The sequence below is a fragment of the Aquisalimonas sp. APHAB1-3 genome, from assembly GCF_048323695.1.
Lineage (GTDB): Bacteria > Pseudomonadota > Gammaproteobacteria > Nitrococcales > Aquisalimonadaceae > Aquisalimonas.
In genome coordinates this window covers 12,203-36,200 of the sequence record NZ_JBLWFT010000015.1, presented here as the reverse complement: position 1 = coordinate 36,200, position 23,998 = coordinate 12,203, and the positions used below count along the sequence as shown (strand labels likewise).

The window sequence follows — 23,998 nt, the reverse complement described above, 5'->3', positions numbered from 1 at the left end:
GCCCCCATCAGTTGCCGCCCCGTGCCTGGTCCGCCCGCGTGAGATCCAGGCCCAGCGGCAGGATGTCGGCGGTGTCGTCGTCATCGCTGACGCCGCTGTCCTCGGAGACGGCGCCCTCGGTGCCAAAGTTGATGGCGATCACACCCTCTTCGTCCGTCTCGATTGCGTCCGCCACGGCCACCGTGGACGTCATGCCGGTGCGAATGCCCGCCTCGGGAAGAGCGGAGCCAAGCGTGCGACGGACGCCGCGGTTGGAGTCGCTCTCGATGCTGCGGCCATCCACGTCGCGCCCGACCACCCGGTTACCGGTAAGGTTGGGCGAGGTCACGGCGAAACCGGGGCGGAAGTAGCTCACGTAGGCATCGCTGAAGGCCCAGGGGCCACTGGCGATGAGGCGGAAGTCGTTGTCCGGCTCGTAGAGCTGCACGTCAACCGGCTGAATCCCCGGCGAGGTGTTGTTCATCATGAGGTCCACGTCCGCGGTTTCGAGAACGAACATCTCGCCGATGCGCCCCTGCTCAAACTCCAGGTGCCGGCTGGTGGTGCGCACCTCGGCACGCTCTGCGCGGAACTGGTCGCCGATGAGGCCGACATCGCCGTCGATGGTCAGGGCCACGTCCCGAGCCAGAGCGCCATTGGCGCCGATGACTTCAAAGGCCATGAGATCCGCGCCGCTCTGGGTGATGTAGGCAAGGATGTCGCGGCCGGTGAACCAGGCCTCGGCTGCGACATCCATGCGGATCGCCCCGCCGTCGTTGGCGCGGAGGTCGTGGCCGGCGCGGAGGTCGGCCGTATGGGCCTGCATGCGGTCAACGCGCACGTCTCGTTCGGCCAGGTCGCCGGACGGGTTCGGTGCGCCGGCGACCAGCATCAGAGCGTCGCTGGCAGTGGCGCGCTCGCCGGTGACGTCGTCCGCCGCCCGGGCGTCGATGTCGCCGCCCGCGTCCAGGGCCTCGAAGCCCAGGGCGCCGCGACCGTCGATGCGCTGGTCACCGTCCGAGACCACGCTCACCACATGGATGTCGTCGAGGGCGTCCAGGCCGACGTCGCCGGCCACGGTGATGGCGCGCATGTCCAGGGTGTCGCCGGCCTGCAGGTGGCTGTGATCGCCGGCGGTGATGTCCCGGCCTTCCAGCGCACCGCCCGCATCCAGAGCAACCCCGGCGCCGGCGGTGATGTCGCCACGGAATAACGTGTCCTCGCGCGACTCCCCGTCGACACGACCACCAGAGTCCACCGAAATCAGGTCAATGAAATCGCCAGCGATGCTTGTATCCCGGTTCGAGACGACGTGCTGCCCCGTGACGCCCTTCACCGCCTGAAGGTCCACTTCCCGGCTCCGGCTTTCAACCGTGTCGAAATCCACGTCCCGCCCAAGGAGGACCACGTCTTCTTGCGCCTCGGCCGAGCCGCCGTTGAGATCCCAGCCCGAGAACACGTGCACGCTGTCGGCCTCGCTGACAAGTTCGCCAAAGCCGATGGTGGCGCCGTCCCGATCGGCCCAGGTGTCCGAGTCCCCCGGTCCGGTGTCGGCCGGGTCCGTGGTGGTATCGATGCGCAAACGGTCACGCACCGCAGCGTCCCCCACAAAGACACCGTCCGCCAGCACGTCCAGGACACCTTGATGCGCACGCACCTGCTCCATGCCCGCGTGTCCGTCGGCGGTGACATAGACGTCCGCAGCGCTACTGATCACGCTACCCAGCACCGCGTCGTCACCCGCCTGAATTGTGACCGTATCCTCAAACTCAACGCCACCACGGCTGATCGGGGCATCGGGGTCGATCTCACTGGCAGTCACCGTGCCGGCAGCGTCCAGGTCCAGCCACTCACCACCACTCAATCCACCGTAGGTGATATCGCCGGTTCCTGTAGTGGTCAGCGTCATCTGGCCGGCAACGTCCGCAGTGCCGTACACCTGATCACCAACGCTAACGGCCAGCAGGTCGCCGGCCACGGTGATGGCGCGCATGTCCAGGGTGTCGCCGGCCTGCAGGTGGCTGTGATCGCCGGCGGTGATGTCCCGGCCTTCCAGCGCACCGCCCGCATCCAGAGCAACCCCGGCGCCGGCGGTGATGTCGCCACGGAATAACGTGTCCTCGCGCGACTCCCCGTCGACACGACCACCAGAGTCCACCGAAATCAGGTCAATGAAATCGCCAGCGATGCTTGTATCCCGGTTCGAGACGACGTGCTGCCCCGTGACGCCCTTCACCGCCTGAAGGTCCACTTCCCGGCTCCGGCTTTCAACCGTGTCGAAATCCACGTCCCGCCCAAGGAGGACCACGTCTTCTTCCGCCTCGGCCAAGCCGCCGTTGAGATCCCAGCCCGAGAACACGTGCAAGCTGTCGGCCTCGCTGACAAGCTCGCCAAAGCCGATGGTGGCGCCGTCCCGATCGGCCCAGGTGTCCGAGTCCCCAGATCCGGTGTCGGCCGGGTCCGTGGTGGTATCGATGCGCAAACGGTCACGCACCGCAGCGTCACCCACAAAGACACCGTCCGCCAGCACGTCCAGGGCACCTTGATGCGCACGCACCTGCTCCATGCCCGCGTGCCCGTCGGCGGTGATCTTCACATCCGCACCGGCACTGCTGATGTTGCCCAGCACCGCATTGCCGCCAGCGTCGAGAGTCACCCCACTGCCGGCGCTGATGTCGCCATTGAAGGCCATGCGGCCACCCGACGCTCCGTCGACCGTGCCCCCGGCGGTGACGTCATCACCGATTGTCTGCGTGGTACCCGCGCGGGTCCGCACGCTGCCGCCGGCATCGATGTGCTCTTCGACGTTGACGAACTCGTCCGCCTCGAGCACCACTTCGCCGCCGGCGTCCACGGAGATCAGGTCGATGAAGCCGCCGGCGAACAGCTCGGCGTTGTTGCCCGCTTCGATCCGCTCCAGATCCAGGTCGCCGCCTACGCGCACGAAGATGTTGCGCCCGGCCTGCAGGGAGAGTTCGCCGCCGTAGTCGGTGGAATCCAGCGAGAGGGTGCCGCCGGCGGCGACGATAATGTCCCGGTAGGAGACGACACGCTGGCCGGTGACGTCCTCTACGGCCTGTAGTTCCACGTCGCGGCTGCGGGTTTTCACGGCATCGAAGTTCACGTCCCGCCCGAGGAGGATTACATCCTCCTCCGCCGTGGCCGAGCCGCCGTTGACATCCCAGCCCGAGAACACGTGCACGCTGTCCGAGTCGCTAGCGAGCTGACCAAAGCTGATGGTGGCGCCGTCCTGGTCGGCCCAGGTATCCATGTCCCGCGGCTCGGTATCAGCGGGATCCGCGGTGGTGTCGATCCGCAGGCGGTCCCGCACGGCGGCGTCGCTCACGTAGGCGCCGTTGCCCAGCACGTCCAGGGCGCCCTGCTCGGCGCGGACCCGCTCCATGGCCGCGTGGCCGTCGGCGGTGACCGCAACATCGGCGCGGGCACTGCTGATGGCACCCATCGCCGTATCGCCGCCGGCGCTGATGGTCACGGCATCGCGGAACGCCAACGCGCCGCGGGTCACATCCGCGTCGGGGTCGACAATACTGGCGGTGACTGTGCCCGCAACGTCCATGTCCAGCCGGTCGTCGCCGGTGAGCTCGGTGTAGGTCACGTCACCGGTATCGGTGGTGGTGATCGCCGCCCGGCCTCCGGTGTCCACGGTGCCGTAGTGCTGGTCACCCGTGGTGGTGGTGCGAAGCTCACCACCCACCACGCCTTCGTCGAGACTGAGGGTCTGCGCGTTCAGAATGGCGTTGCCGGCCGTATCGAGCCGGGTTGAATCGAGGCTGCCGTTGACGTCCGCCTCGATTCCGGCGTCGCTGGAGGTCACCACGCCGAGCCTGGCATCGTCGCCGGCATTCACGTGGATGCCGTCTACGGCAGTGACGGCGTCAAGCTGCATGCCGGCGCCCGCGTCTGTCAGCCGGGCGGCGCCGTTGGTGGCTTCCACTTCGCCACCCTCGCCGGGGCGAAGCAGTTGCAGTTGGATGTCGCCGTTATCGGAGACAGCCTCGGTGCGCTCGGCGTCCACTCGCACGGCCTGATCGACGGTGCCGATGCCATCACCCGCCTGCAGGGCGACCGTGGCGTCGTCGGAGCGCAGGCGGCTGCCGTCGGCCGCGGCACGGATGCTGCCTCCGGCATCGGCCATGATGCCGTGAGCCGTGACACCGCCGCCTGAGCCGAGGACCTCGCCGATCACCATGTCGCCCGGAGTCACGAGGGTCACCGCGCCGTCGGCATCGATGACGGAGCCGCTGTCCATGGTGAGGGCGGCGCCCAGCAGGTTGATGTCGCCGGACGCGGCGCTCAGGGCGCCGGCCTCCGCGAACGTCAGCTCGCCATTGGCGGTGACGTCGGCGCCGCCGTTGGCGGTGACGACGTCGGTGAAGCGCACGCGGCCGGATGTCGCATCGGCACTGAGGCCGCCGCCGACCGCCAGCTCACCGAACCGGATGCCGCCGCTGGTGGCGCTGATGCCGGCGTCATCGCCGATGTCGCCGGTGAGCGTGCCGCTGTCGCTCAGCTGCACGCGCAGCGCACGGCCGCCGCCATCCACGTCGCCGGAGACGTCGAGATCCAGGGAGCCCGTGCTAATGTCGAATTCGTCGGCGCCGTCGCTGGCATTGTCCACGGCAGTGAGGTCGCCGTCGGTGGCCAGGCTGGTCTGGTCGCCGGCCGTGATCTGGCCGATGGTCAGGCCCTGGCCGGAGCTGTCGGCCAGCGCGACGTCGCCGCCGGCGGATGCCAGCCTGACGGCGCCCTGGCGGACGTCCACACTCAGGGCACCGCCGGTGTCGCCGGCGATGGAGCCGGAGCCGGCGCTGAGAAAGACGTCGCCACCGGCGTACAGGCTATCGGAGCCGCCGTCTCCGAACAGGCCGCCGGTGGTGAGGAGGCGGATGTCGTCGGTGTAGGATCGCACGCGGCCGACACGAAGCTCGCCGTCGCCACCCACATAGACGTTGCCCAGCGAGACGGCGTCGAAGACCTCCAGGGCATCCACCTGGACGAGGTCCCGGCGGCGCACGTCCAACGCTTCGATGGTGCCGTCGGCGCCGCGAATTTCCGTTACATCCCCCGGGCCGGCGGTGATGAGCAGCGCCCGTTCGGCGTCGGTGAAGTCGCCATCCAGGTCGATGCGGCGGCTCTCCACGTCCTGGCCGATCTGCTCGTGGGCAACCAGATCCACGGAGCGCCCGGTGATGTTGGGGTCGTCGCGCAGACTGACCTCTGGGGCGGATTCTAGCGCCGAGGCGCTGATGGCGTTGCGCAGCCGCTGCTCGGACCAGCCGTCTGCGCCTTCGGTGAGGTGATCGCGCTCGGCGTCGGTGGCGCTGTAGGCCCAGCCGCCCTGGAAATCGTCACCCAGCAGGCTGTCGGCGTCGACGCCGTCCACATCGCCCATCCGTTCCCGGATGTCGGCCATGCGGAAGGCCGCGTAGGCGTCCACGCCACCATCGGTGATGCCGCCGCCGGCCGCCTCGGAGGCACGCTGTTCGATCACGGCTTTCTGTGCGTCGCTATAGGCCACGCGCTCGTTGGTGACGGCGTCCTGCTGGGTGAGCCAGAACTCGCTGGCGCGCTGGCGCAGCAGGTCGCGGGCGGCGGCGTCCAGCTCCAGGTTGTCCAGGTCGTCGCTGCCGCCGGCGAGCTGGGCGAGCTGGAAGTAGTCGTTGTACCAGCGCTCGACCTTGTTCTCGTAGGCGCGCACGGTGCGGTCTGCGGACTCATCCGTGCCGTCGCCGATGAGGCCGATGGACTCCCAGAGCTCGGCCAGTTCGTCGCTGTCGACGCTGGCGGTCTGGTCGTCGGCCGAGGCGTTGTAGATGCCGTCCGCTTCAAGGGTGACGTCGCCGCTGGCTTCAATCTGGCCGATGAAGAGGTTGCCTTCATCGGAGAGCAGGTGGACGTCGCCACCGGCGGTGATATCGAGCTGGCCCCGCTCATCCGGCAGCGCCGTGGGCGTGGCACCTTCGAGCTGCACGGCCAGGGGCTGGTCGGCCTCGCCGACGCTGCCGCTGGTGCTCTCCAGCCAGACGGAGCGGCCGCTGACCACCGTGTCGTCGCCCACGCCGTCGGCCGCGACGATGTCGCCGGCGGCGCTGAGCTCCACATCGCGCCCGTCGCCGGCATGCAGCCCTTCCAGCTCGACATCGGCGCCCTGCAGGCTGGCACGGATGTGGCCGTTCTCCGAGGCCATGTCGACGGTGCCGCCGCCTTCCAGGGTAGCGTTGATGCTGCGGGCCTCGGAGCCGATGTCACCATCGGCGATCAGGCTCAGATCGCGGGTGCGAATGGAGGCGCCGTCAGCCTGGGAGATTGCCCCACCGGCATCGACGTTGGTATCGCCACTGATGTTGCGCAGGTCGCCCGCGAACCGCACGTCGCCGCCGGAGTCCACGTTGATGCGCCCGGCCTCGTTGCCGGAGAACTGGACGCCGATGGGGTTGTCGGCGCTGACGCTGCTGGTGGACGTAATCGTGCCGCCCAGCACGACGCGGTACTGCCAGTTCTGCGGATCATCGTCGCTGTCCGTGCCCTGACCGTAGTCGCGCCCGTGGGAGACGTTGATGTTCTGATAACTCATCCGGCTGCCGCTGATCTCCTGGGTGAACCGCGGCTCGCTGCTGCTGTTGCCGGTGGTGAGGCCTTCCGAGGCGAGCTCCCACGGGTTGTCCTGCACGGTGTCGCCGTTGCCGTCGACGAAATTCCAGTTGGTCACGCCGTTTTCCCACCAACCCGACCCGGTGGTTCTCTCGCGCTCAAGCCGTGCTTCCCGCGTCCACTCGTAGCGCAGGCCCTCTTCCGGCTCGTAACCCCAGTCGTCGTCCCGGGCACCGATGGCCACCACGTCGGCGCTGTCCCAGTCGGTGCTGATGCCGTCGGTGCTGCGCATCTCCACGTCGCCGCCGAGTTCGTAGCGGTACCAGGTGGTGAGATCCTGCTGCTTGTCCTCGATGCGGATGTTGGCAACCTGGCCGTCGCCGGTGTCGATGTTGTTAAGCACCAGGTCCGCGTCCGAGTCGTTGCGGATGTCCACGTCCAGGTAGCCGTTGTTCACTTCAATCGCGCCGTGGGTGCTGGTACTCATGATGCGCCCGCGAAGCACCACGTTGGCGCCGCTGGGCTGGGAGACGTTGTAGAGGTTGATCTCGTCCCGGTTGACATCGTACTGGGCGAGAATCGGCGTACGGCCGTCGGGCGACTCCACGCCGCCCAGCTCGTCTTCACCACCGACCTCGACAATGTTGCCGTCCAAGAGGCGGCCGAATTCGTCGGGCCGCAGACGGCGGAGAATGTCCACGTTGTCTTCCGTCAGGTGGATGCCGAGCTGGTCCTGCTGCTGGCCGCTGATCAGGCGGCCGTTCACGTCGATGGTGTCGGCCTCGACGAAGATGGAGCCACCCTGGGCAACCGGGTCGGCGTCGGCGTTCGCCACGTCATCATTCTGGCTGCGACTCGTGACTCTCGAGTTGACCCGCTGTACGTGCAGGTACCTGCCACCGTCATGCAGGAGCTGGAAATTGCCGTCGCTGAAGTGGTTGTCGCGGGCTTCGTCCTCGTCGTACTCGTTGGGGTTGTAGTCGTTGCTGAGGTTGAAGAAATGGATTGAACGACCGGCGCCGTAGGTCCCTCTCACACTGCGCAGCTCGGAGTTGTCGGGACTGATGTCGTGCAGCGTATTGGCCAGCAGATGGACGGCGCTCTCTGCATTGGTGGGCAGATTCTCCTGCGCGCGCCAGATGGCGGTGGGCGAACCGTGTGACTGCCAGCTGTCATCCAGCTGCGAGACGATGAATGACCCCTGCGGAATGTCGGCGCTGATCTCCCGCGCCAGCACGTTCGCCCCCTGGATGTAATCACCCGAGGCGTTGTCGATCCGGAAACGCCCGAGCGGGTTCGAGATCTCCCCGACGACAATGATGTCCGGAGCGGCGTCGCCGGCGCCCGGCGCCGAGTTGTCGAAGGAGTTGTCCAGGAGGACCTGGGGCTCGGCGCCTGCACTGATGGAGTTGGTGCTGAGACCGTTCAGCCCATCCAGGCTGCCGCGCCCCGTGGCACGGACCTCGCCACCGGTGCGATCGGCGATTTCGATGCCCTCGATGACGATGCTCTTCTCGGAGGCGTTGCTGACACGTACTTCCGCGCCACCGCGGGCGGTGAGGTCGGCGCTGCCGTTCACGTCGACGGTGTCACCGTGGACGAACACGCTGCCCGCCGCGGCGAAGATGGGCATGATAAAGATCGCGTCGGTCTCTTCGTCGCTGGCCAGCTCGTAGGCGTCCTCTCCGGGTTCGAAGAGATCCTCCGAGGGCGTCAGTCGCTCTTCGCCGAACAGCAGGCCATCGTCACTGGCGATGACGTCGCCATCTTCAGTGATCTCGATGATGCGCTCGGCGAGGTAGCCGGCCTCAACGTCACCGGATAGGGTGACACCGGTGCTGCCGTTCACGTCGGTGCTGGAGTTGCCGCTGACCACGCTCAGGGCGTCCAGGTAGGGGTTGTGGGCCCGGCCCGAGGCGGTAACGCGGCGCACGCCGTCGTAGGCCGCGAAGCGCACGTCGCGGGCGCTGAGCAGGTCGCTGCCGGTGCCCACGGAGACGTCACCGGTGTGGTTCAGAGTGGCTGACGCGTTGGCGCTGGTGTCCAGGGGAACCGCATTGTAGTTGTAGACGTTGGTGCGCGAGTTCAGCTCGAAGCGGCTGTCCTGCCGGCCCTGGGGGCTTTCCCCGGTGGTCAGGTTGATCACCCCGAAGGAGCTCATGGTGGTGTCGCTGCCGAGGGTGATGGACTCGTCCAGGCTGAGATCCACGTCGGCGACGCCGCCGACGATGCTGACACCGCCGTAGGTCTTGGCCTGGGAGCGCATGCGCGTGACGTAACGGCCCCACGCGGCCGCCTCGATGCGGTCATCGGCATGCCATGCGGTGTCGTCGCCGATGGTGACGTCGGCGGCCATGGCGCCTTCCAGCTCGGTATCCGCCATGGCACCACTGATGCCGCCGCCGGTGTCGAGCAGGACGTCGTCGCGGATGTTCACGGTGTTGCGCGCGTTCAGTTCGATCTGGCCGCGGCCGTCGTCGCCGTTGACCTCTGCAAGCACCGCCACGTCGTCGCCAACCCGCACGCGGCTCTCGCTGCGGCCACTGCCGTTGCTGCCGGCAATGGAGAGCTCGTGGAACACGGCCGAGCCCGAGGCGACGCCGCCGGAGCCGGCCTGCACGCTGTTGCCATCACCAATCTGTTCGATGGCGTTGTGGGCATCCAGGCTCACGTCGTTGGCGTAGATCTGCACGCCGTCGGCCAGCCCGGCCTCCACGGAGGAACCAAGGCGGGTGTGCGCGGACGCGCCACTCATGCCGGCCACGGCGGCCTGGAAGGCATCCACCGAGGCGGCGAACCGGTCCTCGTGCTGTGCCAGCACCTGCACATCGCCGGCGGACAGCACCCGTTGCTGGTCGGCGCCGTTGCCGCCAAGGGTCGCGCGGGTGGTCGTGCCGGTGGTGATCTCGCTGGTGGCGGCCTGGGCCGCTGCCACGCCACCGCTGCCCGCGAGCACGTCGGTGATGTTCACGTCCTGCCCGTCGGCGCGCACGCTGATGTCGCCAGCCCGCTCGTCTTCGGTGCGCGCATCACGGCCCAGCTCGGCCACGGTGGCACCGCCGGATTCCGCGAACGCGAGGTTGGCGCCGGCGGCAACAATGCCGGCGCTGACGCCGGTGGCGAGCACTTCCTGAGCGCTGGAGCGCAGGGCCTGAATGGAGACGTCACCATCGGGGAGAATCACGTCATCACCGATTCGCGCGGTGACGTCAGCGTCGGTGGAGACGTTGGCAACCGTGGCGTTGGCCCCGGCAATGACACCGCCCCCCGCGGCCGTGGACTTCGCGCGCACGTTGGGCGCGTCGGAGCGGTCGTCCCGTGCGGCACCCAGCCGCGCGGTGACGCCCAGGGAGTCATCGGTCGCAACACTGGCGTCGTCGTCGATTTCGCTGGTGACATCGGCCTCGAGCAGCGCCGTGGCCACGGAGGCACCAATGCCGACGCCGCCGGAGACGGCCACACCGAGCGCTTCCGCGAACACGGCTGTGTCGGAGACGGCGTCCACGGTAATGTCGCCGTCCGCGGCGAGATCAGCGCCGGCACCCACGCGCGCGGACACCGAGGACTGATCCTGAGCTCCAATGCCCACGCCGGCACCGGAGCCTAAGATGCCGCCCGCGGCGGCCGTGCCTTCCACGCTCACACCACCGCCAGTGAGGGCGTCGATGTTCACCGCGCCGGCATCCAGGGTGACGCCGTTGCCCACCGAGGCGATCACGTCGGTGTTGCGGCCGGCGTAGCCGATGACGATACCGGCGGCGCCGGCGCCGCCGATGGTGTAACCATCGGCCTGTACGTCCAGGCTGGCCAGGTCGCTGGCAGTGACGTCGATCGCACCGGCGGCGGTGACGTCACCGTTGAGCTGCGCGGCGACCTGGTTGTTCATCTCAGCCACGGCCACGGCGGCGCCCAGCCCGAGCCCCACGGCGCCCTGGCCGGTGAGCACCTGCTGTTCGACGCTGTCGTCTTCGTTGTCGAATGCGCCGGTATTGGCGTCAACGTCCACCGCACCGTCTGCGTCGACGGTGGACTGGGTGTCGATGCTCGCGCCCACGTTCGCCCAGGAGAAGGCCATGCCGGCCGCGCCGCCAACCGCCGCGGTGTTGCCGAGGCCCACGGCACCGGTGAACTGCTCCATGTGCAGGCGCTCATCGGCCGAGACGGTGACATCACCGCCGGCGTTGACTTGACTGCCGCGGATTCGGGCCGTGGTCTGATGGCCGCCGTCGTTATCCAGGTAGTCGCTGGCGCTCTGGTTGGTCTGACTCCGCAGCTCATCCTGCTCGGACTCATCCAGGATATCGCCCTCGCCCGCCACGTCGCCGAACAGATCGACCCGCTCGGTATCGCCGGTTTCCGCGTCGGTGAGATCGAACTCGAAGCGATGACTGGCGTCGTGGCCCTCTTCGTTGTCGCTGTCCGACGCCAGGGTATCGGCAGCGAGGACGTCGTCGAACAGGCTCAGGGTGCCGTCGTCACCAGAGTCCAGGTCGTCACCCGGATCGTATTCGTCGCCGTCCTCGTCCACGTAGACGGTGTTGCCGCTGCCAAGAACGGCCAGCGCCAGGCCGCCGGTGAGCGCGGTGTCGCCCATGGCGCCGGCCGCCGCCATCTGGCGTGCCCGCACGCCGCGCCGGGCGTCCACATCCACGTCGCCGTTGGCGGTGACGTCGGAATCGGCCAGCTCAGCGGTCAGATCACCCTGCATCACCAGCACGTTGGCGGCGCCCGCACCCGCAATCACGCCGGCCGAGGCGGATCCGGCGATGGTGCTGGCCGCAACCGTCTCGGTGGCGCCGATGTCCAGCGCACCAATGGCACTGCCCTCGCCCAGCTCCGCGCCCTGAACCCGGGCGCTGGTGTCGTTGGTCACGATGTTGAGCGCGGCCGAACCGGCAATGGCGGCGGCGCCGGCACCGGCGCCAAGGACGTTGTTGAACAGCGTGGTGTCGGTCTCGGCGTTGACGCGCACGTCACCACCGTTGGTGTCGATGGCGGTACTGCCGTCGCCGTCGCCCTCGATGAAGGCGTCCGCGGAGCCATCCACCAGGCTGAAGGTGAACGAGCCGCTCACCGCGGCAACACCAAGAGAGATGGCGCCGGAGTGCAGATTCACGGCGCGGTCGTTGCGGGCGTCCACGTTGACCGCGTTGACGTCCGCAGTGGAGTCGCTGATGCCGGCACTGGTGTCCCCGAGCAGGGTGACGGCAGCGAACGTGCCGCCGGCGCCGAAGGCACCGAAGCCTGCCGCCAGGGAGACGCTGGTGCCCTGCTGCGTGGCGTTGGCGAACACATCCAGATCGTTGGCGTTACCCACGTCGGCGTTATAGAGGCCCGCTTCGGTGTCGCGAGAGATGACGGAGGCGCCCAACACCCCGGCCCCGGCGAAGGTGGAGGCGGAACCGGCGAGCGCGTAGTCGACGGTGAGGCTGTGGCTGGAGGCGCCGATGCTGACATCCTGCGCGGAGCGATTGCCGGCGGCGTTGTCGTTGATCGTGGCGCCATCCACCACGGCGCTGGTGTGCCCGTCCACGACGTTCGTGCCTGCCAGCACGGAGCCGGCGAACCCGGCAATGCCGAAGGTGGAGATGTCCGGGATGGCGGCGGCCAGAGCCGACGACACCGTGCCCACCTGCTGCGTCGAACTGGACCGCACGGCCAGGCCGGTGACCTCCTCCGTCTCCTCGGCTAGGTCCTCGGCGGGATTGAACACCAGGTCGTCCAGCCCGTCGAACGTGGAGAACTCCTTCTTCTTGCCGTCCTCGTCCTTTCTCTCTTCAACGTCGAAGAAGCCGTCCGGGTTGTCGGCCAGGTCTTCGTCATCACCGGGGCCGATCTGCGGATCGCCCTGCAGGTTCCCGGCGCTCACTTCCAGGACGTCGTCCGGATCCAGCGCCAGGGCGTTGACCCGCGTGCCGCTGCCGTCGATACCCGCATGGGTGCGGCTGTTGACCATATTGACAATGGCGCCGGCACTGCCGGCCCCACCCTGGGTGGCGAAGGAGGCGGCGCCGGCGGCAACGCGCACGATGTCATTGCTGTTCGCGGTGACACCGACGTTGTTGCGGGCCTCGACGTCGGGATCGCCGGACTCGTCGCTGCTTTCGCTGTTGCGGCCGATGCGCGCGGTGGTTTCGGTCTGCATCACGTTCACCGCGGCCGAGCCGGCCAGAGCAGCGCGATTGGCGCCCGAAGCGCCCACTGCCACGGTCTGGATGGCGGCATTGCTCTGGGCGTCCACGAGCAGGTTGGTGCCCCTGTAGGTCGCATCGCCGCCGCCTTCCACGAAGGCGTCCACGCTGTTGCCCAGATAATTCACCGCACCGGTACCGCCAACGGCGGCGGACTCCGCCACCTGAGCCTGACCGGTGACGGCGTCGATGCTGCCGTTCTCCTGGGCCTGCACAGTGATATTCCGCGCGGTGTCCCAGTCGGACAGGCCGGCGTTGACGTCGGAGGCGCGCAGGCCGGCGCTGAGCTCGGACTCCAGCACATTGACCGACAAAGCACCGCCCACGGCCGCGCTGCCGGCGGCACCGCCGCTGGCAGCGAGTGTTTCGATGCTGCCGTTGTTCGCGGTAAGCACGTCCAGGTCGCCACCGAGGGTCAGATCACTATCGGTCACCAGCGCCTGGCGCCGGTTCAGCATGACGTTGACGCTGGATGCGCCGCCCACCGCCGCGCTACCGGCAAAACTGGCATTGCCGGACGCGGTGCGGATGGTCATGTCGCCCTTGTTGCTCAGTTTGACGTCGCCGGCAATCACCGAGGCGTCCTGGAGGATGACGTCCTCGGCGCCATCGATGGTGGACGCCGCCAACGACCCGGTCACCGCGGCGGTACCGGCACCGGCGGCGGAAGCCGAGATGGACTCGATGGTCGCGGTGCCGCCGGAGGCCAGGTTGATGGTCTCGGAGATGTTCAGGGAGCCGCCCATGATCAGCGCTTCCCGAACACCGGAGATGGTGTTGGTGACGTTGGCGCCACCCACTGCCGCCGTACCGGCGCCACCGACGTTGCCGGAGATGCCGCGGATAATGCGCTCACCGTCGTCGGCGCGCACGGAGAGGTCGCCCCCGGTGGAGGTGATGTCGCTGTCGCCGATGATCTCGGCGGTTTCGCTGCCAACCACGGTGTTGATGGTGGCCGAGCCCAGCACGGCGGCGGTGCCGGCGCCGCCGCCGGCGCCCGCGCCGGTGTTGATTTCAGTATCCGCCCCGGCAAGAACGTCGATACCCTCGGTCACTGTGGCGTTGACGTCGTCCAGCCGCGCCTCCCGGTCGGTGGCAAAGGTGTTGACCGTGGAAGCGCCGCCCACCGCCGCCGTGCCGGCCCCCTGCGCGTTGCCGGCGGCGGAGATGATGCGCAGGCTGTCGCCCGCGGCGCTGACCTCCAGCCCGCCGGCGGTGATGCTGCCGCCCTCGATAACCGAGCGGCTGTGGCCGGCGATGGTGGCGGTCACCAGGGAGCCGCCCACCGCCACGGTGCCGGCGCCACCGCCACCCACGGCCATGTTGATGATGTCGGCGTCGTAGACGGAGCCCACGCGGGCGTCGTCGTCCACGGTGATGGCACTGTCGCGCACCAGGGCGTCGCGCTGGGACTCGATGGTGCTGATGGTGAACGAGCCGCCGATGGCAGCCTTGCCGGCGCCGCCGAACTGGCCCGAGCCAGCGAAGATCTCACCGGCGTTGAGACGGTCGTCGCCCACTTCCACGGCGAGGTTGTCGGCGCGAAAGTCGGAATCCAGCAATTCGGCGCGAGTCCGGTCCACGTGGGTGTTGAGGTTCAGGGAACCGCCCAGGGACACCTTGCCTGCACCTTCACCACTGATGGACGCGGACAGAATCCGCCCCTGCCGGGCGCCGCGAATGGCGGCGTCACCGGTGAGTTCCACGTCGGCATCGGCCACGCGGCCCACGGTCTGCGCGGCCAGGGCATCGGTCACCTGGTCGTCGTCGCCAAGCCCACCGGTGTGATTAATGGCTGCGGCGGCGCCAGCCGCGCCCTTGGCGGAGCCGGAGATGTTGCCGGCGAAGGAGAGGATGTTGCCACTGCTCACACCGTTGACAGTCATGTCGTTGGCGCGAATCACGGCGTCGTGCTCATCGTCACGCACGCCCCCTTCCACACGGGCTTCGGCGGTCCCGGAGAGGATATTGCCGCTCAGCGACCCCATACCGGCGTAGTCACCGGAGGTGACAGCGGCGCCGATGCTCGCACCCAGGATTACCCCGGTATCCCGGGCGTCCACGCTGACGTCACCTCCCGCCTCCACGACGGCGTCGTCGATGCGGGCGGTGTGCTCATTGCTGATGGTGTTGACGGCGATGGAGGCACCGACGTTATTGGCTTGGCCAGCCTGCAGCGTACCGGCGACGCCGACGATGGCGCTGCCGCTGCTGGCCACTTCCGCGGCGTTCTGCGGCAGTTCGTACTCGTGGTTCGGGTCGAAGTTGTCGTCGTCCTCGTCGGCATCGCTGCCGTCGGGAATCTCCACGTCGAGATCATCCAGGGCGAAATTGATATCGCTCTCGTCAGGGCTGCCATTGATGTCGTTGAGGTGGCTCAGCCCCTCTTCCACGTCCTCGTCGAGGTCGGCGGCGGTGACACGCACTTCGCCATCGGTGTTGACGGTGCTGCGGTAGTTGTCGCTGCTCTCGATGGACGCATCAACCGTATTGTTGACCAGATTGAATACCAGCGTCCCGGCGAGCGTGACGGAGTCGTCCTGATCGGAGAACGTGCCCACGGCGCCTGCGGCAAGGATCCGGTTGCGGGTCAGCCCGCGCACGGCGAGCGCGCCCATGTCCACATCGCTCCCGGCCAGCGTGGCATCGGTGGTGTTGCCGATATTGGACAGGGTGAAGGCGGCGCCTACGCCAGCGTCACCGCCGGCGACCAGGGCGCCGCCGCCGGTGGCGATGCGGGTGCGGTCGTAGGCGAGCACGCCCATGGCGGCGTCATTGTCGTCGCCACCGGCTTGCATGATGCTGCTGTCGCGTACATCGGCCTCGGTGCTGTTGGCCGTCCAGTTCACGGAGGCTGAGCCGGCACCGGTGAAACTCACGTCCGAGGTGTCATCCCCGGAGAGGTTCATGGCGAGCCCGAGGCCCAGAGAGACCTGGTCGCCGGCGCTCATGGCCTCGACGCGGGTGTCACCGGCGTCGTTCAGTGTGACGTTGTCGAGGGTGGCGGCGGTGTCATTCTGCAGCACGTTCACGGAGACGGCACCGGCGAGCGCCGTTTGGAACGAGGAATCCTCGCCACCGGCCTTGACCAGCGACCCGGCGCCTGCCGTACCCAGCATCAGCGTGTCGTTTACGGCCTCAATGTTAGTGTCAACGGCAGTGTCCTCGTCCCTGGCTTCAATGGTGACATCGCCCACGTCGGCGCGTGTCTCCTGGCGGGAGAGATTGACCCCGATACTTCCTGAGGCGGCGATATCCGGGCTCGCGCCCTCGCTCTGATTGCCCGCGGTGCTGGAGTTGTCCTTGGATGGCGCCGATTGACCACCACTGACTTCGTTGCCCTCTTCGGGGGTTTCTTTGTTGCCTTCCTGCTTGCCGCGGATCTCGTCGGTGGCGGAGTCCAGCAGCGGGATCTTCGATGCCAGGTCGCCGGCCTTGTTGCGCAGTTTGCCGGTCTGCGCTTTGATCGAGTCCTTGCCACGCTTCATCAGGCTCGGGTTGTCGCTGTCCTCGTCGTCATCGTCGCTATCCACGGCCGCCGCACCGGCCACGGCGAAGGTGCCCGCCTGGCCCATGGTGAGCGCACCAACGTCGAGGTGATTCACCTGCAATACCCCGCCTACCGGGGTGCCGGCGCCGTTGAGGCTGTCGGGGTCGTCGAGGAACGGGCTGTCGAGGCGGTTGTCGCCGATGTACGCGAGGCTTTCGGTGCTCAGGTCATTGACCGCAACACCGGCGCCGATGCCGACGTTCTCACTGGCGGCGACCGCCCCGGCCACGGTCCATACCGAGACTTCTTCATCAGCGTTCACACGCAGGCGATCCGCAGTCACGTCAGCAGAGGACGCCACCGACGCGCGGGTGCCTGTATCCATGCGTGAAATGGCGAAGGTGCCGTTCAGAGCAGCGTCGTCAGCCTTGCCCGCCGTGGGGGCGATTGCAACGATCTGGTGGAAGGCTTCGGCATCAACGTCAACGCCTTCGGCCTCAATAACGGCGCCATCGCCGATACCGGCGATGGTATCGCCGGTGTACTGCGTCCACTGGAAGGCACCCCCTAGCGCAACACCATCTTCCTTGTCGCCATCACTAGTGCCGACACTGCCCTTGAGAAAGCCCTTCCACCCCAGGCTGAGATTGCCCGAGACATTGATGCTGGTGATGCTGGTCCGCGCGTCCACAGACAGCGGACCGGCCCAGTCCCATTGCTCGTCGTCACCCAGGTCGGTAGTCCAGCTTTCGTCGGCGGCATCGACGCGCACATCGGCATTGTCGCCAACCCAGGCGGTGCTGTTCTGGTCCGCATTAAAGACGTTCACGGAGCCGGCGAGCCCCACGTCCTCGGCCGTGCCGGTGCTGTTGGCGGTGCTGGTGAAGATATTGCCGGGGATATCCTCGCCCGTGTCGTACACCGCTTTGAACCACTGCAGAATGTCAGTGAAGTCGGCAAAGGAGTCGAAGCTGGTGAAGACGTCCTCGGCGTCGAGCACGGTCTCCAGTTCATCGCCGATGTTAATCGGGATCTCGATGTCGCTACCCACGCCCAGCCGATTCGCGCGGATGACCGCGTCGTCGCCTACGGTGGCGGTGGCATCGTGGCGATGATCCGCCCAGCTCACCCCGGCGCTGGTCGTGAAGTCCGAGCTGCCCTTCTTGGTGTTCGCGGACACGGCACTCTGAGCGCTATTGCGAATGCCCGCGTCTTCCACCCGCGCAAGCACGGTGACGTCACCGTCGGCGCGGATTTCCGTGCCATCGGCAATGGCGGCCTCGCTGGTCTGGCTGGTGGTGGCAACGGAGAGCGCACCGCTCAGCCGGAACTTGTCCGCGATCTTGCTGGCGAGGCTCTCCGATTTTTCCTTGTTCTTCGTGGCATCGCCGTCGTTCTTGGAGGTTGTGAGCTTGTCACCGAGACCGGGAATCTTGGAGGCGAGCTTCATGCCCAGTGAGCCAGCCTTGTCTTTCACCTTGCCCTTGGCGTCGTCGCTGACTTTCTTCTTGATCTTGTCCCAGGTGCTCTTCTTGCCGCTCTTGATCTTGCTGTTGGCCGTGGTGGCGTTGGCCTCGGATTCGGTAGTCGCTGTAACGGTGACATCCCGCGCGTCGTCGAGATCCGCGCCGAGTTCGGCGTTGGCCTCGGTATCCACCAGCGACAGCGCAAAGGTCACACCAGCGACACCCTCTTTGCCATCCACTTCCACCTTGGACGTGGTGGTGAAGTTGTTGGCGTTATCGGCTTCCACTGCGACATCGCGCGCGCTGACCTCGGCGCCCTCTTCGATGACGGCATTGGTGCTGACATCGGCATAGGTGACCGCGATACCGGCCAGCACGGCATTCTGTGCGTCCTTGGCGGGTTTTGGCTCGGCGGCGTTCAGCACCGTGTTTTCGCTTTCCGCGCGCACGGCCAGATCACCCTCGGCCTCGATTTCCGCCCCCTCGCGCACGATGGCGTTGGTCTCGCCGATCTGCACTCCAGCAGCGATACCGAAGCCGAGCTGTTCGCCGCCACTGGGTGTGCGGGGGCGGTTCACCTTGCGGGTGGCATGGGCGTCGATATCCACATCCCCCCCGGCATGCAGCGAGGCGCCGTCGGCGACCTCGACGCTGGCGTCGCCCTCGGTGACGCCAGCCGAGCCGAAGAGCTCAAGCGCGCCCCCCAGAAGGATGTCTTCCGGACGCTGATTCTCCAGCGTCTCCATGAAATCCTCGACCACCTCAGTGCCATCGTCGATGACGTCCGAAGTGAGTTCATCGGCCCGGGTTTCCAGGTCGACAATGGTCGCAGTGCGGGCCTCGAGGCTGATGTCATCACCAGTGATGGTGCCGGAGACAATCACGTCGCTGCTGCCACTGGCCAACCCGAAGAACAGCTCGTGGGTGGTGGCGGCGCTGACCTCCACATCGCCGTCGGCGTGAACGTCACCGGAGATCTCAACGCTGGTATCCGTGCCCTGGTCGTCACGGGCACCGATGACGATATCGCCACCGTCAGCGGAGGCGAAATCCGCCTCCTGGAGCCCGCTGGTGTTGACGCTGGCTTCGAACAGCTCCTGTTGCGCTTCGGCGGTTGCCGCGTGCAGCTCACCGGAGACTTCGATGTTCACGCCTTCCATACGGATGTCGGCGCTGCTGTTGACCCGCCCTTCCACCAGGATTTCCGCAAAACGGTCCTGGGGCGCCTCGCCGTCCATGAGACGCTGGACGGCGTCGTCGTCGATAGCGCCGTCCGGGTCGATGAGGTCGTCCATGAACGACTGGGTCGGCGTGGTCAGCAGCAGGCTGCCCACGTTAAGGGTGCCCGATGCACCGACCACGATGCCGTGCGGATCGGCAAACACCACATGGCCGCCGATGGCGTCGGCGATCAGGCTGTTGACGGTGCCATCAATGACCGCCTTGGAGTCATGCACCAGGTTAATGAGATTGCTGGTGCTCTCGGGAAGGTGCAGGTCGACCGTGTCACCCTTGGCGACCCGGAAGTGCTTGAAGGAGTTGAACGCGCTGTCGCCGCGGGTGGTCCCGGTGGTGACGGAGCTGCGATCACCGTCGACCTCAACGGTGGTGTCGGTGCGTCCGTCGGTCTCCAGGTTGGTCTGCAGCTCGTCGGCGGTGGCGGTGGTGAGATAGCCGCATGTGCCCATGGCGGCGAGGACTGCGGCAGTGGGCCGGTCGAAGGAAAAGGCCGGCATACCGGTCCGAGCCGCCGTCCTGGCGGAACGCGTCGTTTTCTGCATTGCTGCGCACCCGATGTTCACGGCCCGCAACCGCCAGGGGCCGCTCCGGGCTTTTTTATGGTTGCGCAGACTCTATGCCGCCGATGGGGGGCATCCAAGAGACAGGGGTTGACGCGATGTTAACGGCCATTCACATGCTGCCGGGATGGCACCACCGGATCGTCAATGGCGGTTGATCCGGTAGCCGACACCGTGGACCGTCTCGATCCACCGGGGGCGGGCGGGGTTCTGTTCGGTCTTGCGCCGCAGCCGTCGCACCAGCGTGTCGACGGTGCGCTCGCTGACGTCCTCGACGTCGCGGTTGCTGATGACGCCGAGCAGCGTGTCACGGCTGACCGGTTCGCCACCGGCATCAAGCAATGCCGCCAGAAGGCTGAACTCACCGGTGGTGAGCTGCACTGGTTCGCCGTCGGCATCGACCAGCGTGCGTCGAATCAGATCCAGCCGGTAGCCAGCGAACTGCAGAATCGGCGCGCTGCCGTGGCCATTCGCACTCTGGCGTCGCCGCAACACGCTGCGCACCCGCGCAAGCAGCTCCCGCAGGTCAACCGGCTTGGTGAGGTAGTCGTCGCCACCGAGTTCCAGCGCCGCGACGCGGTCGAACTGGCTATCCCGCACGGTGACGAAGATGATGCCGGCGTCGGAGCGCTCCCGCGTCTCGAGGGCCAGGGTCAGGCCGTCTACGTCCGGGAGTCCGATGTCCAGCAGTACCAGGGCCGGTGCTTCGTTGGCGAGCAGTTCCCGGTATTCCCGCCCGTCCGCGGCGCGTAAGGCGCGGTATCCCTCCCGCTCCAGGTAACTTGCGATCAGCTCGCGGTTCTCGCGGGCATCGTCGACCACGATCACGGTGTCGTAGTGCTGCAACGGTATACCTCCTCCTCAGTCGGTGCCGATGTGTGATGAGCCGGGAATCATGACGCGGCCAGCCTCCGGTTCAACACCCTCAGTTCGGTTTCCAGAGCGGCGATGAGTTCATGACTCTCGGTGTGCAGGGCGGTGTCTGCCGCGCCGTTGACCGCCCGGGCCCGTGCTTCGAGACCGTGCAGGCCGTAATTGGCGGCGCTGCCCTGGATCCGGTGCGCCACTTCGCGGCAATGGCCGTCATCGCGATCCGCCAGTGCGGTTTCCAGCTCCTGCCGCATGCCCAGCAGGCTGTCCCGGAGGATGCCCAGCAGGCGCTCCAGGGTCTCGGAGCCGACGCGCTCCTCCAGCTCCGCCCAGCGGGCATCCAGCTCAGCGGCGGAGGACTCACCGGCCCGGGTGTCGATATGCCCCGCCAGGAGCCGGTAGAACGCGTCCAGATCGAGCGGTTTCGTCAGCACGCCGCTGCCGCCGGCCTCCAGGAACGCACGGTGCTGTTCGGGCGTGTCATCGGCGGTAAACGCCACCACGGGCACGTGGGTCGTCCGCCCCTGGGCAGCCAACTGCTCCATCGCACTGACGCCATCCATTCCGGGCAGGCGCAGATCCAGCAGGATCATGTCGAATTCCTCACCAGCCGCAACCGCATCAAGCGCCTCCCTTGCGGTGGCAACGGCTGTGACATGCTGCCCTTCCGACGCCAGGATCTCCTGGACCGTAGCGCGGTTGAGCGACTCATCATCCACCAGCAGCACCCTGGCGCCCACGGGACGCGCGACCGGCTCGTCCGCGGCCGCGCTGCCCGATACGACCGGTTCGAGCGGCAGATCCAGGATGAAACGCGACCCCTGCCCGGGAACCGAGGTGGCATGCGCCCGCCCACCGAGGAACCGCGTCAGGCGCCCGACGATGTACAAACCCAGGCCGGCACCCGGGGAGTCCGCGGAGTGGTAGAACGCATCGAACACGCGTGCGGCATCGTCCTGTGACATGCCCCGGCCGGAATCCTCAACCGCGAAGCGATACCACCCTTCCCCACCTTGCTCCATCGTCAGGGTTATACCACCGGACGCCGTGAACTTGACCGCATTATCGAGAAGGTTCATGAGAACCTGACGCAGTTTCGGGATGTCTCCTTGCAGCTCGTCCGGTACTGCGGCACCCACCCGGCCCGTGACCGTGATATCCAGCGCTGCCGCCCGCGGGCGGACGAGCTCGACGAGGTGGTCCAACAGGTCGCGCGGTTCAAACGGCTCCTGCCGCAGCGGCTGCCGCCCGGCTTCAACGCCGGACATGCTGACGATATCCTCCAGAAGCGTGACCATCTCCCGCCCGGTGCGCTGCGCCAGGGCAAGGCGCGGTTCGGCCGACTCGGGAATGACGGTCTCCCGGCGCAGCAGGTCGATCTGCCCGAGCATGCCGTGCAGTGGCGTGCGGATTTCGTGGCTCAGGACGGCGAGCAGGCGCCCCTTTTCTGTGGCATCACGACGCGCCTCGTCGCGCGCATGCTCCAGGGACTGACGTGCCTCCACCAGGGTGTGGATATCGCTGTGAGCGGCCACAAGGCGGATCGGACGGCCACTGCGGTCACGGACCACACAAGCCCGCACGAGCACCCACAACCACTGACCATCACTGCGGCGGATCCGCAGTTCGCGCGCGGCGACGAAACCCGCGTTGAAACGGGCGTGGTCGAAATCCTGCCGCGCGGCATCGCGGTCATCCGGATGAATCATCGCCAGCATGTCGTCAATGCTGTTCACGTGCAGCCGATCCATGCTGCGCGGGTCGTAGCCGAGGGACGACCAGTAGCGGGATGAACCGTGGAAGCGCCGGGTCGTGAAATCCCACTCCCAGGTGCCGACACCGCCCCCCTGCGGACCGATCTCGGACAGCCTGCGCGCGGTCACGTCGATGAAGGTGCAGACCCAGCCCCCGTCGGCGCGTCGGTGCCCGATCACTTCCACGGTCTCCCCCCCGGGCAGGGCCACCTGTCGTACGCGGGATCCGGCGAAATCGGGACCGGGGACCATGTCGTCAACGGGTACATCGGGCCCGAGACTGGCCTGCAAGCCATCGACAAGGGCGCTTCGGCTTCGACGCCGCAGCGCGGCCTCGTCGACCCGGAACAGGTCGATGAATGCCGTGTTCCAGGCCTGGGGGCTTCCACTGCTGGTGGTCGCGAGCATGGCGGGGGCCATGCTCTCCAGAGCACCGTCCAGCAGTGCCGACTCCTGGCGCAGCGCCGCTGTGCGATCGGCCACCTGGCTCTCCAGCGACCGGGTCAGTTTCCACAACGAGTCCGACAGCCGCCGGTTCTCTTCGATGGCGTCGAACACCCGCCCCCCGACCGCGACGCCGTGCATGGCGAGGAAGGTAAGCATTCCGGGGACGATCAGGTTCGTTGATTCCAGCGCGCGCATCGCAACCAGGGCATCGTTGACTGCCGTTGCCCCCAGCACAACAGCCCCGGCAAACACTACCCGGGCGCCGGGCCGCTGGTTGATGACGGCGCTCCCACCCGCAAGCATCAGCAGCAGAACGCTGACAATGACGAACAGCGCCGTTACATCGCGCAGCGCCGTAAACACGCTCGGCGGCAGCAACACCGTCAGCGCCAGCAGCGCCGAGATGGTCACGACCCCCCATTTCACCGGTGGCCAGAGGTCCCGTGGGAACAGGCTGCCCAGCAGCAGCGCGTAAACCCCCGGCAGCAGAAAGGCAGGCAGGTAATCTGCACGGATGATCATGCCGGGAGTCAGCCACGGCACCTGATAGAGCAACCCGCTCACGGCGGCGAAACGCATGGCCACGATCACCAGCAGCCCGACGAACAACGCCCCCGGCATGGAGATCTGCCGCCACCCGCCCAGGGCAAGCAGATAGACGGCCAGTCCGCCCATGCTGCCAATCGCCAGCAGGCTCCAGGCCGCATCGACCTGGGCCTGGCGCTCCAAGGCGCGCGCATCGCCGATACGTATGGAGCGGTCGATACCCCCCTCATGGTGGAAGTGGTTGGACGCAACGATGCGCAACTCCACCACGGTGCTGCTGGGGAGCGGCACGCGCACACCGCTGAGGTCCGCACGTTCTGCGTCGGCGTCCGCTGCGGGCACACCTCGCGTCGCTACGCGCTCGCCGTCCAGATACACGGAGGCGGCTGACTTTATATTGTGGATCTGCAGCGCGAGCGGGATATCCGTAGACGGAAGCAACAGGCGGGCACGCAGAACCGCAAGCCCGGTGCCGTCACGCTGCTCGCCGACAATCACGCGACCGTTCCAGACACCGGGTAGCGTATAGGGCTCGAACTGATCGCTCTCTTCCCACGCGATCAGCCATGCCCCATCAACGGCAACCTCATCCTGCTCGGGCTGCCACTGACGGAGATCGATCACGCCGGGCTCAGGGTTCACCGGTGCAGCCGCGGCCGACGGCAGCAGCATGACTGCAACCAGCAGCCCCGCCGCCCACATCCAGACTCCGCCCTGTCGGCACCCGATCATGTCCGGCACACCCTTGTTGTCGTGTTATCGACGACGCTGCACGTTCGTGCCACAAAGGGCTGTAACCGTACCACGTTCCGGCGCAATGGCCTGGTGCGACGCCGGGTTGGGT

At 67.3% G+C, this 23,998-nt stretch carries 3 protein-coding genes; all 3 read right to left on the bottom strand.

Going from position 1 to position 23,998, the window contains the following annotated elements; all coding sequences use genetic code 11:
- Nucleotides 1-7 precede the first annotated feature (7 nt).
- The 3 genes from ACNSTU_RS15815 to ACNSTU_RS15805 all read right to left on the bottom strand — a co-directional run bounded on the left by ACNSTU_RS15815 (nucleotide 8) and on the right by ACNSTU_RS15805 (nucleotide 23,886).
- Nucleotides 8-19,474, bottom strand: a complete 19,467-nt coding sequence (locus ACNSTU_RS15815; protein ID WP_418212639.1) for a leukotoxin LktA family filamentous adhesin — start codon at nucleotides 19,472-19,474, stop codon at nucleotides 8-10.
- Nucleotides 19,475-19,681: 207 nt separating this feature from the next.
- Nucleotides 19,682-20,383: a response regulator gene (locus tag ACNSTU_RS15810; RefSeq protein ID WP_418212638.1), complete on the bottom strand. Its 702-nt coding sequence runs from the start codon at nucleotides 20,381-20,383 to the stop codon at nucleotides 19,682-19,684.
- Nucleotides 20,384-20,430: 47 nt separating this feature from the next.
- Nucleotides 20,431-23,886, bottom strand: coding sequence for an ATP-binding protein (locus ACNSTU_RS15805; RefSeq protein ID WP_418212637.1), 3,456 nt, complete (start codon nucleotides 23,884-23,886; stop codon nucleotides 20,431-20,433).
- Between the last annotated feature and the right edge of the window lie 112 nt (nucleotides 23,887-23,998).